General features: G+C 70.7%; 14 protein-coding genes. 3 read left to right on the top strand and 11 right to left on the bottom strand.

Going from position 1 to position 14,519, the window contains the following annotated elements:
* Positions 1-3: 3 nt before the first annotated feature.
* Entirely contained in the window at positions 4-1,785 is a 1,782-nt protein-coding gene (locus ACIBCT_RS14450; protein WP_399188443.1) for an ABC transporter substrate-binding protein, read from the bottom strand.
* Positions 1,786-1,953: 168 nt separating this feature from the next.
* Here ACIBCT_RS14450 and ACIBCT_RS14445 point away from each other — a divergent pair, with 168 nt between their 5' ends.
* Entirely contained in the window at positions 1,954-2,988 is a 1,035-nt protein-coding gene (locus tag ACIBCT_RS14445; protein ID WP_399188441.1) for a LacI family DNA-binding transcriptional regulator, read from the top strand.
* A gap of 56 nt (positions 2,989-3,044) precedes the next feature.
* Here ACIBCT_RS14445 and ACIBCT_RS14440 read toward each other — a convergent pair whose 3' ends face one another.
* Positions 3,045-3,893: an endonuclease/exonuclease/phosphatase family protein gene (locus ACIBCT_RS14440; RefSeq protein ID WP_399188439.1), complete on the bottom strand. Its 849-nt coding sequence runs from the start codon at positions 3,891-3,893 to the stop codon at positions 3,045-3,047.
* 295 nt (positions 3,894-4,188) lie between these two features.
* On the opposite strand from ACIBCT_RS14440, the gene ACIBCT_RS14435 reads away from it, so the two are divergent.
* Both ACIBCT_RS14435 and ACIBCT_RS14430 read left to right on the top strand, forming a co-directional pair.
* Positions 4,189-4,659, top strand: coding sequence for a winged helix-turn-helix transcriptional regulator (locus tag ACIBCT_RS14435; RefSeq protein WP_399188437.1), 471 nt, complete (start codon positions 4,189-4,191; stop codon positions 4,657-4,659).
* 153 nt (positions 4,660-4,812) lie between these two features.
* Entirely contained in the window at positions 4,813-5,337 is a 525-nt protein-coding gene (locus ACIBCT_RS14430) for a GNAT family N-acetyltransferase (RefSeq protein ID WP_399188435.1), read from the top strand.
* A gap of 216 nt (positions 5,338-5,553) precedes the next feature.
* Here ACIBCT_RS14430 and ACIBCT_RS14425 read toward each other — a convergent pair whose 3' ends face one another.
* From ACIBCT_RS14425 to ACIBCT_RS14385, 9 genes are all read right to left on the bottom strand, one after another.
* Positions 5,554-7,239, bottom strand: coding sequence for a DEAD/DEAH box helicase (locus tag ACIBCT_RS14425; protein WP_399188433.1), 1,686 nt, complete (start codon positions 7,237-7,239; stop codon positions 5,554-5,556).
* Between the two features lie 641 nt (positions 7,240-7,880).
* A complete protein-coding gene (locus tag ACIBCT_RS14420; protein ID WP_344903351.1) occupies positions 7,881-8,270 on the bottom strand; it encodes a metal-sulfur cluster assembly factor in 390 nt (129 codons plus the stop codon).
* Positions 8,267-8,704 (bottom strand): Fe-S cluster assembly sulfur transfer protein SufU, encoded by a 438-nt coding sequence (gene sufU, locus ACIBCT_RS14415; RefSeq protein WP_399188430.1) that lies wholly within the window; start codon positions 8,702-8,704, stop codon positions 8,267-8,269. Before sufU ends, ACIBCT_RS14420 begins: the two co-directional genes overlap by 4 nt.
* 118 nt (positions 8,705-8,822) lie before the next feature.
* Positions 8,823-10,082 carry a cysteine desulfurase gene (locus ACIBCT_RS14410; RefSeq protein ID WP_399188428.1) on the bottom strand — a complete coding sequence of 420 codons (1,260 nt, stop codon included), beginning with the start codon at positions 10,080-10,082 and terminating at the stop codon, positions 8,823-8,825.
* Positions 10,082-10,855, bottom strand: a complete 774-nt coding sequence (gene sufC / locus ACIBCT_RS14405; RefSeq protein WP_399188426.1) for a Fe-S cluster assembly ATPase SufC — start codon at positions 10,853-10,855, stop codon at positions 10,082-10,084. The genes ACIBCT_RS14410 and sufC overlap by 1 nt, the downstream gene beginning before the upstream one ends.
* Position 10,856: 1 nt before the next feature.
* Positions 10,857-11,174, bottom strand: coding sequence for a Rieske (2Fe-2S) protein (locus tag ACIBCT_RS14400; protein ID WP_399188424.1), 318 nt, complete (start codon positions 11,172-11,174; stop codon positions 10,857-10,859).
* Positions 11,171-12,295 carry a Fe-S cluster assembly protein SufD gene (gene sufD, locus ACIBCT_RS14395; protein WP_399188422.1) on the bottom strand — a complete coding sequence of 375 codons (1,125 nt, stop codon included), beginning with the start codon at positions 12,293-12,295 and terminating at the stop codon, positions 11,171-11,173. The genes ACIBCT_RS14400 and sufD overlap by 4 nt, the downstream gene beginning before the upstream one ends.
* On the bottom strand, positions 12,295-13,707 hold the full coding sequence (gene sufB, locus ACIBCT_RS14390) for a Fe-S cluster assembly protein SufB (RefSeq protein ID WP_399188420.1): 1,413 nt from the start codon (positions 13,705-13,707) through the stop codon (positions 12,295-12,297). The genes sufD and sufB overlap by 1 nt, the downstream gene beginning before the upstream one ends.
* Positions 13,704-14,504 carry a helix-turn-helix transcriptional regulator gene (locus ACIBCT_RS14385; RefSeq protein ID WP_399188418.1) on the bottom strand — a complete coding sequence of 267 codons (801 nt, stop codon included), beginning with the start codon at positions 14,502-14,504 and terminating at the stop codon, positions 13,704-13,706. The genes sufB and ACIBCT_RS14385 overlap by 4 nt, the downstream gene beginning before the upstream one ends.
* Positions 14,505-14,519: the final 15 nt, after the last annotated feature.

The raw sequence follows: 14,519 nt of genomic DNA, 5'->3' as shown, positions 1-14,519 counted from the left end.
GGGTCAGCCCCCGGCCGGCTTGATCTCGGTCAGCGTCAGCACGCCGCCCAGCTCCAGCCAGTTGCGCCACATGGTCGGCGGGCTCTTGGGGGTGCCGGGTGCCGAGGAGGGCCAGTTCGTCCAGACCGCGGTGCTGGTCTGGGCCCACAGGCCGTTGTACCAGAGGGGGATCACCGGCAGGTCGTCGAGCTGGATCTTCTGGATCTCGGAGGTGACCTTCTTCATGCCCTCGACGTCGTCGACCTTCTTGCCGTCGAGCTCCTGGACGAGGTCCCATGCCTTCTTGTTCTCGTACCGGCCGAAGTTGACGGTGTTCTGCTGCTTGTTCACCGGGAGCTGGAAGATGTAGTCGTAGTACATCCAGGGGGTGTTCGACAGCTGCCGCTCGTTGTTGAGCACCAGGTCGAACTTGCCGGAGGAGCGCTGGTCGACCAGCGCGTTGAAGTCGGGGAAGTCGGCGGTGAGGTCGATCCCTGCGGCCTTGGCGCCCTCGGCGATGACCCGGCTCGCCTCCATCCAGTCGGTCCACCCGGCCGGGACGATGAGCTTCAGGGACGCCTTGGAGCCGTCCTTGTTCTCCACGAGCCCGTCGCCGTCGCGGTCCTTGTACCCGGCGTCGGCCAGCAGCTTCTTGGCCTTGGCGGTGTCGAAGGAGAACCCCTTCTCGCTCACCACGGCCTGGTCGACGTACTTGTCCCACTGCGGCAGCAGGCCGGTGGGGCTCGCGGCCTTGACGAGGTTGCCGTAGACGCCCTCGACGATCTTCTTGGTGTCGATGGCGTTGGCGATGGCCTTGCGGAAGGCCGGGTCGTCCAGCGGCTTCCTCTTCGTGTTGGGGACCAGGAAGGCGGTGTTGGCCGAGAGCATGTACGGCGGCTCGGGGAAGTACGTCTGGATGCCGAAGTTGCCCTTGACCAGGTTGGCCACGCCGGGCAGGAAGTTGTTGCTGAGGTCGAGGCCCTTCTGCAGCAGCAGGCCCATCGCCACCTCGTTGCTGGAGTTGACGATGTCGACGACGTACTTCGGCTTGACGTCCTTGCCCAGCGCCTTGGTGGCCCACCAGCCGTCCCGCTTGACCCAGGCCATCCGGTCCTGGTCGTGGCTGTGGTAGGCGTACGGCCCGGTGCCGACCGGTTTCTCGTTGACGCCGTTCATCACGTCGTCCTCGGAGCGGCCCTGCCAGATGTGCTTGGGGACGATCGCGTTGTTGTAGACCCAGTTGGCCCACTGCTGGTGGTTGGCCTTGGAGAAGGTGAACCTGACCGTGTTCGGGTCGACCGCCTCGGCCTTCTCCAGCCAGCCCCACAGGTTGGCGTAGGGGACGGTCTTCATCTTGCCGAGCTCGACGGTGAAGACCACGTCGTCGGCGGTGAACGGCTTGCCGTCGGCCCAGGTCACACCCTGCCTGAGCTTGAGCTCGTAGGTGTCCTCACCGGTCCAGGTGCCGCTCTCGGCCAGCCAGGGGGTGAAGGTGTCGTTCTGGGGGTCGTACAGGAAGAGGGTCTCGTAGACGAGTCCCTTGGTGCCGGTGGCCGAGTCCCAGGTGCGCAGCGGGTTCCAGTTGGCCGGGGGACCCCACTGGGTGCCGCTGGTGTACAGGGTCTCGTTGCGCGGGAACGCGGCGTCCGCCGCGCCCGGACCCGCAGGGGCCGAGGGGGCCCCGGCACCGCCCGACGCCGGGGGCGCCCCCGAGGGGGCCGACGGCGTGGTGGAACCCCCGCTGCATCCGGCGGCGGCCAGGCAGGCCGCCGTCCCGAGGACCGCGAACCTTCGTCGAATCCGCATTGGACAGTTCTCCTCTCCAGCATGGGAGCGCTCCCAACCGACCAGACGCGACCGCATGCGCTTGCTGAACCGGATAAGTATCGAGACCGTAAAGTCCATGTGTCGGCCCTGTCAATAGAACACTGGACCGGTTCAGTTACAATCGCTCCAATCGTCGACGGGGGGATCATGAGAAGACCGACGATCGCGGACGTCGCCCGGCAGGCCGGGGTGTCCAAGGGGGCCGTGTCGTACGCGCTCAACGGGCAGCCCGGGGTGTCCGCGAGCACCCGGGCCCGGATCCTGGCGATCGCCGAGGAGATCGGCTGGCGTCCCAGCAGCGCGGCCCGCGCCCTGAACGGCGCGCACGCCCGCGCCGTCGGCCTGGCCGTGTGCCGCCCGGCCCGCACGCTCGGCGTGGAGCCGTTCTTCATGGAGCTGATCAGCGGCATCGAGGGCGAGCTGTCGGACCGTTCGTACGCGCTCATGCTGCAGATGGCCGCCGACCACGACCAGGAGGTCGCGATCTACCGTCGCTGGTGGGGCGAGGGCCGCATCGACGGCGCCATCCTGGTCGACCTGCACGTGGACGACCCCCGCCCGGCCGCGTTCGCGTCGCTGGGACTGCCCGCCGTGGTGATCGGCCATCCCTCCGGGGCGGGGCCGCTGCTCCCGGTCTGGTCCGACGACGACCGCCCCGTCCGCGAGACCGTGCGCTACCTGCTGGCCCTGGGCCACCGCAGGATCGCCAGGGTCGCCGGCCTGCCGCGCCTGGTCCACACCGTGCTGCGCGACCGCGCCTTCACCGAGGCGTGCGAGGGCGTCGCCGAGTACGTGACCGTGCACACCGACTACACGGGCGAGGAGGGGGCCCGCGCCACCCGGCGGCTGCTCAGTTCCCCGGACCGGCCCACCGCCATCGTCTACGACAACGACATCATGGCCGTCGCCGGGCTGTCCGCCGCCCAGGAGCTGCGCCTGGACGTCCCCGGCGACCTGTCCGTCGTCGCCTGGGACGACTCCCCGCTCTGCCAGGTCGTCCGCCCCCCGCTCACCGCCCTGAGCCGCGACATCGCCGCCTACGGCGCGCACGCCGCCCGCCGGCTGCTCTCGCTGGTCTCCGGTCAGGACCCCGGCCCGCACGAGGAGGAGGCCGCCCGCCTCACCCCGCGCGGCAGCACCGCTCCCCCGCGGGTACGGGAGCGCGTCCCCGCGGACGGGTGAGAACGGTTCGGTCGCGGTCCCGGGACGTCCCGTCCGCGGGCCGCGTGGGGGCCGGTTCAGGGCCGGGTCAGGGTGACGAGCAGCGCGGGGTGGTCGGTGTACCGCATGGGGATGACGTCGGTGCGCTCGAAGCCCATGCTCGCCGCGAAGACGTGCTGGACGTCCCCGTCCCCCTTGCGGAAGAAGGGCGCGGAGTTGCAGTTCTGGACGTTCTGCCCGAACAGTGGGGCGTACTTCATGTTCATGTCCCCCGCCAGGAAGGTCGGTCTCGTGGCCGCGCCCCTGTCGCGCAGCAGGGCGACGGTCGCCTTGCACTGCGCCATCGCGACGGTGCCCGTGGTCGACAGGTGGGTGGTGCAGCCGGTCAGGTCGGCGAACTCGGCGCACACGTAGACGCGCCTCTCGCTCCCGCCGTCCTGGGTGGCGTGGACGCCGGAGAAGTTCGTCGCCCCGGTGGCCCGGAAGACGATCCCGTTGCCGTACTCGTCGCCGTCGACGCAGCGGACCGGCGTGCCGTCGGGACGCAGCGCGGGGGCGAACACCCGGTGGCCGTCGCCCATCGCGGAGGCCAGCCGGGCCAGGTCCGCGCGGCAGATCTCGTTCAGCGTGACCACCTGCGGCTGCCTGGCGCCGATGACGTCCAGCGCCTCCCGGACGGTGTTCTCACCGTTGAAACAGGAGGTGTTGACCCCGCTGTGACAGAGGTTGAGCTGCAGGACGCGGTAGCTCTGCGCGGCGGCCGTACCGGCCGGGGAGCGGACGACGGTGGCGGACGCGACGGACGCCGCGGACACCGGGGACGTCACGGGCAGGGTCGTCGCCGCGACCAGGAGGGCGGCCAGGGCCCGCGGGACGACGAGACGAAGGTGGGCGGACGTGCGGGGACCGAACCACGAGCGGCGCATTGATCCTCTTATCTCGGACGTCTCGACCAGCTCCGGCGCGTCGGCCGGCCGTGCGGGCGGCCCGGCGGAGGGGGCCCGGCCCCGGGGCCGCGACGAGCGGGGACGACGGGAACGACGGGGATGACAGGGACACTGACATGACTCGACATGAGGGGATATAAGCCCATGATGACGACTGGATCTAGATCGTCAACATGTGATCCACATGCCGTCCCGACCGAGCTTCCGAAAGGAACGTGCAGGGGCCGCGACCGGAGACGGTTCCCTGAGGAAACCCTTCCCTTAGACTGTCATCATGCAGCGAACCCCGTTCGGTGACATGGCCTGCTCGATCGCCCGCACCCTGGACGTCATCGGCGAGCCGTGGTCACCGCTGATCCTGCGGAACGTCTACGTCGGCATCACCCGCTTCGAACGGCTCCAGCAGAGCCTGGGCATCTCGCGCAAGGTGCTCGCCGAACGGCTCAGGTGGCTGGTCGAGAAAGGCGTCCTGGAGCGCACCGAGTACTCCAGCCGGCCCCCGCGTCACGAGTACACGCTCACCACCAAGGGCATGGAGCTGTGCGACCTGCTGCTGACGATGGTGCGCTGGGGCGACCGCTGGACGGCCGGCGAGGCCGGCCCCCCGGTGCTCTACCGGCACCACGCCTGCGGCGAGATCAGCCACGTCGAGCCGCACTGCTCGGTCTGCCACCGGCCGATGCACGCGACCGACGTCGACGTGCTCCCCGGCCCGGGCGCCCGGCCACCGGCCACCACCCCCTGAGGACGTACGCCGCCACCTGCACGGACCGGTCCCGGCCGCACGATCCGGCCCGCCCCTCCCCGAGGACCGCTCCGCGCCGCCGGGACGCGCGAGGTATGGTCCGGGCGTCGACATGATCACGCCCTCGCTGGCGGTTCCCGAGGAGGCACTACGGTGAGCAGCCCCGAGGTACGGCTCCGGCCGGTGACCGAGGACGACCTCGGCATGTTCCGGCGCTTCAGCACCGAACCCGGGCTGATCGGCCTGGACTGGGCCGGGTTCCGCGACGCGCAGGCCCCGGCCAGGCGCTTCGCCCTGGACGGCTATCTCGGAGCGGACGACAGCAGGCTCGTCGTCGAGGCCGACGGCACGACCGCCGGCTTCATGAGCTGGGTGGCACGCGGGTCCGCGCTCTCCCGGTACTGGGAGATCGGCATCGCCCTGCTCCCGGACCGGCGCGGGCGCGGCATCGGCTGGCGCGCACAGGCGATGCTCTGCGACTACCTGTTCACGCACACCCCGGCACAGCGCATCGAGGCGGCCACCCACCCGGAGAACATCGCGGAGCAGAGGTCGCTGGAGAAGGCGGGCTTCACCCTGGAGGGCGTCCTGCGCGCCGTGGAGTTCCGCGCCGGCCGGTGGCGTGACGGCCACCTCTACAGCAGGCTGCGCGACGATCCGGCCCCGGCCGGCCACTGAGCCCGCGCGCCCACCGGGGCGGATCGGCCGTTCAGGACTCGACCGGCCGACCGGTCGCCGGCCGTCCACTGAGCCCGTGCGCCCACCGGGCCGGGAACGAAGGCCCGGCACACCCGCCGGGGGCGGAACGCCGAAGGGCCGGCACGGCGGATGCCGTACCGGCCCTTCGAAGGGTCGTACCGGGACCCCCGAGGGGTCCCGACGATGGATCAGCGATCAGCGGCCGTAGCGGCTGCCACCGCTGCGCGGGGCCGAGCCGCGGCCGTCGGCGCGGAACTCGCCACCGCGGAAGCCGCCGCCCTGACGCTCGCCGCGGAAGGGCTCGCGCTCGCCCGAGGGACGCTCGGAACGGTAACCGCCACCACCGGCCGGGGCCGGACGGTCGGCGCGGAACGGCTCGCGCCGCTCGCCACCGCGGTAGCCACCGGCGGGACGCTCGGAACGGTAGCCGCCACCACCGGCCGGACGCTCGGAGCGGTAACCACCGCCACCGGCGGGACGGTCGTCACCGAAGGAACGCTCGCGGGGCTGGCCGCCCTCGGCGCCGTGGGCGGGACGGTCGGAGCGGAAGCGGCGCGGGCCACGGGCCCCGCCGTTGCCGCCGCCGTTGCCGTAACCGCCACGGCCCTGACGCTGCTTGGCGGCCGGGGCCGAGGGCTCCCAGACCGGGATCGCCTCGCCGCTGGGGGTACGCGCACCGGCGACCTCCTCCAGGCGGGGGTGGCCCGGGGTGGCCTTGATGCGGAACGGCTTGATGCCGGCGCGACGGGTCATCGACTCGGTGGAGCGACGCTCGTTGGGGAGCACCAGCGTCATGACGGTGCCCTTCTCCCCGGCGCGGGCGGTACGGCCGCCGCGGTGCAGGTAGCTCTTGTGGTCCTGGGGCGGGTCGACGTGCAGCACGAGGCTGATGTTGTCGACGTGGATGCCGCGGGCCGCGACGTCCGTGCAGACCAGGACGTTGATCGCGCCTTCCTTGAACTCGGACAGGATGCGGGTGCGCTGGTTCTGGCGCTTGCCGCCGTGCAGGCCGCCGGCGCGGATGCCGACCTGGGCGAGCTGCTTGCAGAGCCGGTCCACGCCGTGCTGGGTGCGCACGAACATGATCGTCCGGCCCTCGCGGTTGGCGATCTCGGCGGTCACCGGGAACTTGTCGTCGCGGTGGACCTCGAGGACGTGGTGCTCCATGGTGTCGACCGAGGAGGTGGCCGGGTCCATGGAGTGGGTCACCGGGTTGGTGAGGAAGCGGCGGACGAGCTTGTCGACGTCGCCGTCCAGGGTGGCGGAGAACAGCAGGCGCTGGCTGTCGGCCGGGGTCTGCTGCAGGATCGCGCTGACCACCGGGAAGAAGCCGAGGTCGCACATGTGGTCGGCCTCGTCCAGAATCGTCACCTGGACCTCGTCCAGCGTGCACTCACCCTGCTGCATGAGGTCGGTGAGCCGGCCCGGGGTGGCCACCACGACCTCGACGCCGCGGCGCAGCGCCTCGATCTGGCGTCCCATGGACATGCCGCCGACGACGGTCTTCATGCGCAGCGACAGGCCACGGCCGAGCGGCTCGAGCGCGTCGGTCACCTGCATGGCGAGCTCACGGGTCGGCACCAGGACGACGGCCAGCGGGCGGCCGGGACGGGCCTTGGCACCGGCGATGCGGGTCATCATGGGCAGGCCGAAGGCGAGCGTCTTGCCGGAGCCGGTCTGGCCGCGGCCCAGGACGTCGTGCCCGGCGAGAATGTCGGGGATCGTGGCCCGCTGGATGGGGAAGGGGCTGTCGATGCCCGCGCGGGACAGCCCGGTCACCAGGGGCTTCGGCAGGCCGAGAAGGGTGAACTCGGACGGCCCGGACGGGGCCTGGGAGATCTCGGTGATCTCGGTGAACTCGGGCAGAACAGCGTCAAGCATGGTCACGAAGACTCGTGCCTTTCGATAGAAGAACGGGGCACGTCACTTCTGCGAAAGGACGAGCCTGGAGCGCGCGGCCTGAGGCCGCGCTGGATGAACACCCACATCGGGGCGGTGGTGCGGTGCAAGTCGAGGCGCACCGCACGGGGCGGGTCTAGCTTACCCGCACGCAGTCAAACCACGATCAAGCATACCCGGCGTTCGCAGTGCCAGGTTCGGTCGGGGCGTCCGGCATCGGCCGTCCGCTTGTCCGTCGATTGGAGTCAACACTCCCGGCCGGGCTTTTCTTCCCGGCCTCGGAAATACTCTCACACAATTCGGCACAGCTCGAATCCGGGGGTTCGCGCTCCTCACCGGGCACGGCCCCGTCGTGCCTTGACCTGCACCGGAGCGTGCGAGACCCGCCCCGGCGGGGGATGCTCCGGAGGACCGGCAGGCCCTCCGGACGCTCTCCGCCGGACCCGGGGCCCCGCCCCGGCGGACCCTCGGGAGCCGTCCCGCGAGCCCTTCGAGCACCCGCGGCGCCTCCGTGTGGTTCCCCGCCGCTCCACGTCGCCCCGCCGCCCCCGGAGAGCCGGAAGGACGTCCGGGGACGCGGGGCGCGGGCCCCTCGTCCCCGGACGTCCCGGACGGTGCCTCGGTCAGACGTTGAAGCCGAGCATGCGGAGCTGCTCGCGCCCCTCGTCGGTGATCTTGTCCGGGCCCCACGGCGGGAGCCACACCCAGTTGATCTTCACGTCGGAGACCATGCCCTCCAGGGCCGAGTGCGCCTGGTCCTCGATGACGTCGGTCAGCGGGCAGGCCGCACTGGTCAGCGTCATGTCGATGGTGGCGACCGGCAGCGCAGCAGCGCCATCGGTGCCCTCGGCGCCCTCCCCTGCCGGGTCGAGGTGCAGCCCGTAGATCAGGCCCAGGTCCACGACGTTGATGCCGAGCTCGGGGTCCACCACGTCCTTGAGCGCCTCCATGACCTCGTCATGGGTGGCGGTGTCGTCCTGCGCCGTGGTCGGCGTCTCAACAGCCTTGCTCATTTCGTGCTCCTCACGACCGCGTCCTTGTAGGCCATCCAGGCCAGTAGCGCGCACTTCACACGGGCGGGGAACTTGGCCACGCCCGCGAAGGCGACCGCGTCGCCCAGCACGTCCTCGTCGGCCTCGACCTTGCCCCTGCCCTGCATGAGCCGGGTGAACTCGTCGACCACGCCGAGGGTGTCCTCGACGGTCGAGCCGGTGGCCAGCTCGTGCAGCACCGAGGCGGCGGCCTGGCTGATGGAACAGCCCTGGCCGTCGTAGGAGACGTCCTCGACCTTGCCGCCGTCGCCCAGTCTCACCCGCATGGTGATCTCGTCGCCACAGGTCGGGTTCACGTGGTGGACCTCGGCGTCGTAGGGGTCGCGAAGACCCCTCCCCTGCGGGTGTTTGTAGTGCTCCAGGATCAGCTCCTGGTACATGGACTCGGCGATCATAGGGTCGTGCTCACCTTCTCGTTCGCTGCGCCGTGCGCTCGCGCGTCGCCGGCCGCCGTGCGGAGGGCACCGGGCCCCCGCCGTCCGCCCGTACGCCGGCTCGACTGCTCGGGCATGGCTAGGCGAACACCTTCCGCACGTGGTGGAGGCCGCGGACCAACGCGTCGATCTCGGCCGGTGTGTTGTACAGGTAGAAGGAGGCCCGCGTGGTGGCGGGGATCCCGAACCTGAGGTGGAGCGGGCGGGCGCAGTGGTGACCCACCCGCACGGCCACGCCGAAGTTGTCGTCCAGGATCTGCCCGACGTCGTGCGGGTGAATCCCCTCCAGCGTGAACGAGACGGTGCCGCCGCGGTCGGCCAGGTCGGCCGGGCCGATCACCCGCAGGCCCGGGATCTCCCCCAGGGCGTCGAGCGCGTGGGCGGTGAGCTCGCGCTCGTGGCTCGCGACGGCGTCCATGCCGATCTCGGTGAGGTAGTCCACCGCGGCGCCGAGGCCGATGGCCTCGACGATCGGCGGGGTGCCGGCCTCGAACTTGTGCGGCGCGGGAGCGTAGGTCGAGTGGTCCATCCAGACCGCCTCGATCATCTCGCCGCCGCCCATGAACGGGGGCATGGCCTCCAGCAGCTCGGCGCGGCCCCACAGGACGCCGATGCCGGACGGGCCGACGACCTTGTGGCCGGTGAAGGCCAGGAAGTCGACGCCCAGGGCGGCCACGTCCACTCCCTGGTGGGGGACCGACTGGGAGGCGTCCAGCATCATCAGGGCGCCGACCTCGCGGGCCCTGGCCAGCACCGGGGCGACCGGGTTGACCGTGCCGAGCACGTTCGACTGGTGCACGATCGAGACGATCTTCGTGCGCTCGGTGACGAGCTCGGCGAGGTTCGACAGGTCCAGGCGGCCGGAGTCGGTGACGGAGAACCAGCGCAGGGTCGCGCCGGTGCGCTGGGCCAGCATCTGCCACGGCACGATGTTGGAGTGGTGCTCCATCTCCGAGATCACGATCTCGTCGTCGGGGCCGAGCCGGAAGCGCGGGTCCTCGCAGGTCGGGTTGCCGAAGGCGTACGCCACCAGGTTGATCGCCTCGGAGGCGTTCTTGGTGAAGACCACCTCGTCGCGGCCGGGCGCGCCGATGAACGCGGCGATCTTGTCGCGCGCGTCCTCGTACGCCTCGGTGGACTCCGCGCCCAGCACGTGCATGGCGCGGCCGACGTTGCTGTAGTGCATGGCCATGTGCTCGCGCATCACCTCGACCACCTGGGTGGGCTTCTGCGCGGAGTTTCCGGAGTCGAGGTAGATCAGCGGCCTGCCGCCGGGAAGCTCGCGGGACAGGACCGGGAAGTCCTTCCTGATCCTCTCCACGTCAAGGCCGTTGTTCATCAGGCCGACGCCTTCGTGTAGGCCTCGTAGCCCTCTTCCTCGAGCTTGTCGGCGAGCTCGGGGCCGCCCTGCTCCACGATCCGCCCGGCGGAGAAGACGTGGACGAAGTCCGGCTTCACGTAGCGCAGGATGCGGGTGTAGTGGGTGATGAGCAGCACGCCGGTCTCGCCGCCCGCGCGGAAGCGGTTGATGCCCTCGGAGACCACGCGCAGCGCGTCGACGTCGAGACCGGAGTCGGTCTCGTCGAGAACGGCGATCTTCGGCTTGAGCAGCTCCAGCTGGAGGATCTCGTGGCGCTTCTTCTCGCCGCCGGAGAAGCCCTCGTTGACGTTGCGCTGGGCGAAGGCCGAGTCGATGGACAGGGCGTCCATGCCGGACTTGAGGTCCTTGGCGAACTGGCGGAGCTTGGGGGCCTCGCCGGTGGTCGAGGTGACCGCGGTGCGCAGGAAGTTGGCGACGCTGACGCCGGGGACCTCGACCGGGTACTGCATGGCGAGGAACAGGCCGGCGCGGGCGCGCTCGTCGACCGACAGGTCGAGCAGGTCGGTCCCGTCGAGCAGGACCTGGCCGCCGGTGACGGCGTACTTGGGGTGGCCCGCGATCGCGTAGGCGAGGGTGGACTTGCCCGAGCCGTTGGGGCCCATGATGGCGTGGGTCTCACCGGCGCGCACGGTCAGGTCGACGCCGCGCAGGATCTCCTTGTCGGCGACGGTGACGTGCAGGTCGCGGATCTCCAGGGTGGAACCCGAGGTGACTCGGCTGGTGTCAGACACGTTATGACTCCTTCGAGAGCGAGACGAGGACGTCATCGCCGTCGATCTTTACTCGGTAGACGGGGACGGGCTTGATGGCGGGCGGGCCGGTGGGCTTGCCCGAGCGCAGGTCGAAGCACGAGCCGTGCAGCCAGCACTCGAGGGTGCCGTCGTAGACCTCCCCCTCGCTGAGTTTCACCTCGGCGTGGGAGCACACGTCGCGCAGCGCGTGCACCTCCTCGCCCCGGCGGACCAGGGCGACGGGGGTGTCCCCCACCTCAAGGCCGATCACTCCCTCGTCGGGGATGTCGGCGAGCTTGCAGACCTTCTCGAACGTCACTTCTCGAGCTCCGCCTCGACCCGGGCGAGAACGCGCTCGCGAAGCTCGGGGATCTCGATCTTCTCCAGAAGCTGGGCGAAGAAGCCCCTGATGACCAGGCGGCGGGCGTCCTCGAAGGAGATGCCCCGGGCCTGGAGGTAGAAGATGTGCTCGTCGTCGAGGCGGCCGGAGGTGCTGGCGTGGCCGGCCCCGGCGACCTCCCCGGTGAGGATCTCCAGGTTGGGCACCGAGTCGGCGCGGGCGCCGTCGGTGAGCAGCAGGTTGCGGTTCAGCTCGTAGGTGTCGGTGCCCTCGGCCTCGACGCGGATGATGACGTCGCCGATCCAGACCGCGTGGGCGTCTGCTCCCTGGAGCGCGCCGCGGTAGTCGACGTTGCTCCGGCAGTCGGGCGTGGAGTGGTCGACCAGGAGGCGGTGCTCCAGGTGCTGACCGGCGTCGACGAAGTACAGGCCGTTCAGCTCGGCGTCGCCGCCGGGGCCGGAGTAGGAGACCGACGGCGAGAGCCGGACCAGGTCGCCGCCGAGGGTGACCACGAAGCCGCGGAAGACGGCGTCCTTGGCGAGCTGGGCGTGGTGGTGGGAGACGTGCACGGCGTCGTCGGCCCAGTCCTGCAGGCTGACGACCTTGAGCGTGGCGCCCTCGCCCACGACGAACTCGACGTTGTCGGCGTAGACCGCGCTGCCCCGGTGGTCCAGGACGACCACGGCCTCGGCCATCGGCTCCAGGCGCACGACCGTGTGGCCGTAGGCGGTGCCGGTGCCCGACCCGGTGAAGGTGACCACGGTCGGCGTGGAGGCGACGGCCTCGCGGGGCACCGTGATCACGGTGGCCTTCTCGAAGGAGGCGTACGCCTGGGCGCTGACCCGGTCGGCGGGCACGTAGGCCCGCCCGAGCCGGGCGTCGTCGCGCCCGACGGTCTCCACGACGGCCTCGGGCGCGGCGTCGACGTGCACGGCCACGTTCGCCGAGGCCGGGACGCCCTCGTGCAGGCCCCGCAGCCGGGAGAGCGGGGTGAAGCGCCACTCCTCCTCCCGGCCGGTGGGGACGGCGAAGTCGGCCACGTCGTAGGAGGCCCTCTCGTGCAGCGTCGAGAGGGGCTTCACAGCGGTGTCGAGGCCCATCAGCCGACGGCTCCTTCCATCTGCAGCTCGATCAGCCGGTTCAGCTCCAGGGCGTACTCCATCGGGAGCTCGCGGGCGATCGGCTCGACGAAGCCGCGGACGATCATCGCCATCGCCTCGTCCTCGCCCAGACCGCGGCTCATCAGGTAGAAGAGCTGGTCGTCGGAGACCTTGGAGACGGTGGCCTCGTGCCCCATGGAGACGTCGTCCTCGCGCACGTCCACGTACGGGTAGGTGTCGGAGCGGCTGATCTGGTCGACCAGCAGCGCGTCGCACTTGACCGTGCTGGCGCTGCCGTGCGCGCCCTCCTCGATCTGCACCAGGCCGCGGTAGGAGGTCCGGCCGCCGCCGCGGGCGACGGACTTGGAGATCACCGAGGAGCTGGTGTTGGGCGCCAGGTGGACCATCTTGGCCCCGGCGTCCTGGTGCTGGCCCTCACCGGCGAAGGCGACGCTGAGGGTCTCGCCCTTGGCGTGCTCGCCCATGAGGTAGACGGCCGGGTACTTCATGGTGACCTTGGAGCCGATGTTGCCGTCGACCCACTCCATGGTCGCGCCCTCGTACGCCACGGCGCGCTTGGTGACCAGGTTGTAGACGTTGTTCGACCAGTTCTGGATGGTCGTGTACCGGCAGCGGGCGCCCTTCTTCACGATGATCTCCACGACCGCGCTGTGCAGCGAGTCGGAGGTGTAGATCGGCGCGGTGCAGCCCTCGACGTAGTGCACGTAGGAGTTCTCGTCCACGATGATCAGGGTCCGCTCGAACTGGCCCATGTTCTCGGTGTTGATCCGGAAGTAGGCCTGGAGCGGGATCTCCACGTTGACGTTCGGCGGCACGTAGATGAAGCTGCCGCCGCTCCAGGTGGCCGTGTTCAGCGCGGCGAACTTGTTGTCGCCGACCGGGATCACGGTCCCGAAGTACTCCCTGAAGATCTCCTCGTGCTCCTTGAGGGCGGTGTCGGTGTCGACGAAGATGACACCCTTCTCCTCAAGGTCCTCGCGGATCTTGTGGTAGACCACCTCGGACTCGTACTGGGCGGCGACCCCGGCGACGAGGCGCTGCTTCTCGGCCTCGGGGATGCCCAGCCTGTCGTAGGTGTTCTTGATGTCGTCGGGCAGGTCCTCCCAGGAGGCGGCCTGCTTCTCGGTGGAGCGCACGAAGTACTTGATGTTGTCGAAGTCGATCCCGCTGAGGTCGGAGCCCCAGTTCGGCATGGGCTTCTTGCCGAAGAGGCGGAGCCCCTTCAGGCGCAGGTCCAGCATCCACTCCGGCTCGTTCTTCAGCGCGGAGATGTTGCGGACGACCTCTTCGGACAGGCCACGCTTGGCCGTCGCTCCCGCGGCGTCCGAGTCGGCCCAGCCGAACTTGTAATTCCCGAGGCCTTCCAGCTCCGGGCGGTCGGTGACAGTCACCTTCCGGTCTCCTTGCTCGATATGTCGATCGTTTCGTGGACGGCCGGCGGTGGTGCCGGTTCGGAGCGTGGGGAGGGTGGGGATGACGTCGCGCCCTCCCGCGCGCCCGCTCCCGGAGCCCGGTGGGGGCTCACGTGGGTGGTGCACACACCGTCGCCGTGGGCGATGGTCGCGAGCCGCTGCACGGGCGTGCCGAGAATGCGCGCGAACGCCTCGGTCTCGGCCTCGCACAGCTGCGGGAACTCGGCGGCGACGTGCGCCACCGGGCAGTGGTGCTGGCAGAGCTGCTCGCCGCCGACACCGGCCTTGCTCGCCGAGGCGGCGTAGCCGTCGTCGGAGAGGGCCTCGGCCAGGACGCGCACCCGCTGGTCGGCGGGGACCTCGCGCATCTGCGGCCGCAGCCGGTCGACGAGGCCGGCCACCTGCGAACGGGCGAACTCGGCCACGGCCTCCTCGCCCACGCGCTCGGCCAGGAAGCGCAGCGCGCTGCCCGCCAGGTCGTCGTAGGCGTGCTCGAAGGCGCTGCGGCCCTGGTCGGTCATCGCGAACAGCTTGGCCGGCCGCCCGCGCCCGCGCTGGCCGCGCGGCCGGGCGGTGCGGACCTCGGTCATCCCCTCGGCCAGCAGCGCGTCCAGGTGCCTGCGCACGGCCGCCGGGGTCAGGCCGAGCCGCTCGCCGAGAGCGGCGGCGGTGATCGGTCCGTGCTCCAGGATGAGCCGGGCGACACGCGCTCGCGTGCTGCGCTCGGCGGACACGCCGGAGAGCCGCGCGGCGGCGGCCTTCTCGGTGTCTCGCATCCCGGTCACGTATTT

Source organism: Streptosporangium sp. NPDC050855 (genome assembly GCF_044456585.1).
Taxonomy (GTDB): Bacteria; Actinomycetota; Actinomycetes; order Streptosporangiales; family Streptosporangiaceae; genus Streptosporangium; species Streptosporangium longisporum.
The sequence above is the reverse complement of the archived record's forward strand: the minus strand, read 5'-3'. Positions and strand labels throughout refer to the sequence as shown.

Bases quoted from the DNA above. Each gene is read 5' to 3' on its own strand.
- ACIBCT_RS14450 (WP_399188443.1), bottom strand. From the start codon at position 1,785: ATGCGGATTCGACGAAGGTTCGCGGTCCTCGGGACGGCGGCCTGCCTG.
- ACIBCT_RS14445 (WP_399188441.1), top strand. From the start codon at position 1,954: ATGAGAAGACCGACGATCGCGGACGTCGCCCGGCAGGCCGGGGTGTCC.
- ACIBCT_RS14440 (WP_399188439.1), bottom strand. From the start codon at position 3,893: ATGCGCCGCTCGTGGTTCGGTCCCCGCACGTCCGCCCACCTTCGTCTC.
- ACIBCT_RS14435 (WP_399188437.1), top strand. From the start codon at position 4,189: ATGCAGCGAACCCCGTTCGGTGACATGGCCTGCTCGATCGCCCGCACC.
- ACIBCT_RS14425 (WP_399188433.1), bottom strand. From the start codon at position 7,239: ATGCTTGACGCTGTTCTGCCCGAGTTCACCGAGATCACCGAGATCTCC.
- ACIBCT_RS14420 (WP_344903351.1), bottom strand. From the start codon at position 8,270: ATGAGCAAGGCTGTTGAGACGCCGACCACGGCGCAGGACGACACCGCC.
- sufU (WP_399188430.1), bottom strand. From the start codon at position 8,704: ATGATCGCCGAGTCCATGTACCAGGAGCTGATCCTGGAGCACTACAAA.
- ACIBCT_RS14410 (WP_399188428.1), bottom strand. From the start codon at position 10,082: ATGAACAACGGCCTTGACGTGGAGAGGATCAGGAAGGACTTCCCGGTC.
- sufD (WP_399188422.1), bottom strand. From the start codon at position 12,295: ATGGGCCTCGACACCGCTGTGAAGCCCCTCTCGACGCTGCACGAGAGG.
- ACIBCT_RS14385 (WP_399188418.1), bottom strand. From the start codon at position 14,504: ATGCGAGACACCGAGAAGGCCGCCGCCGCGCGGCTCTCCGGCGTGTCC.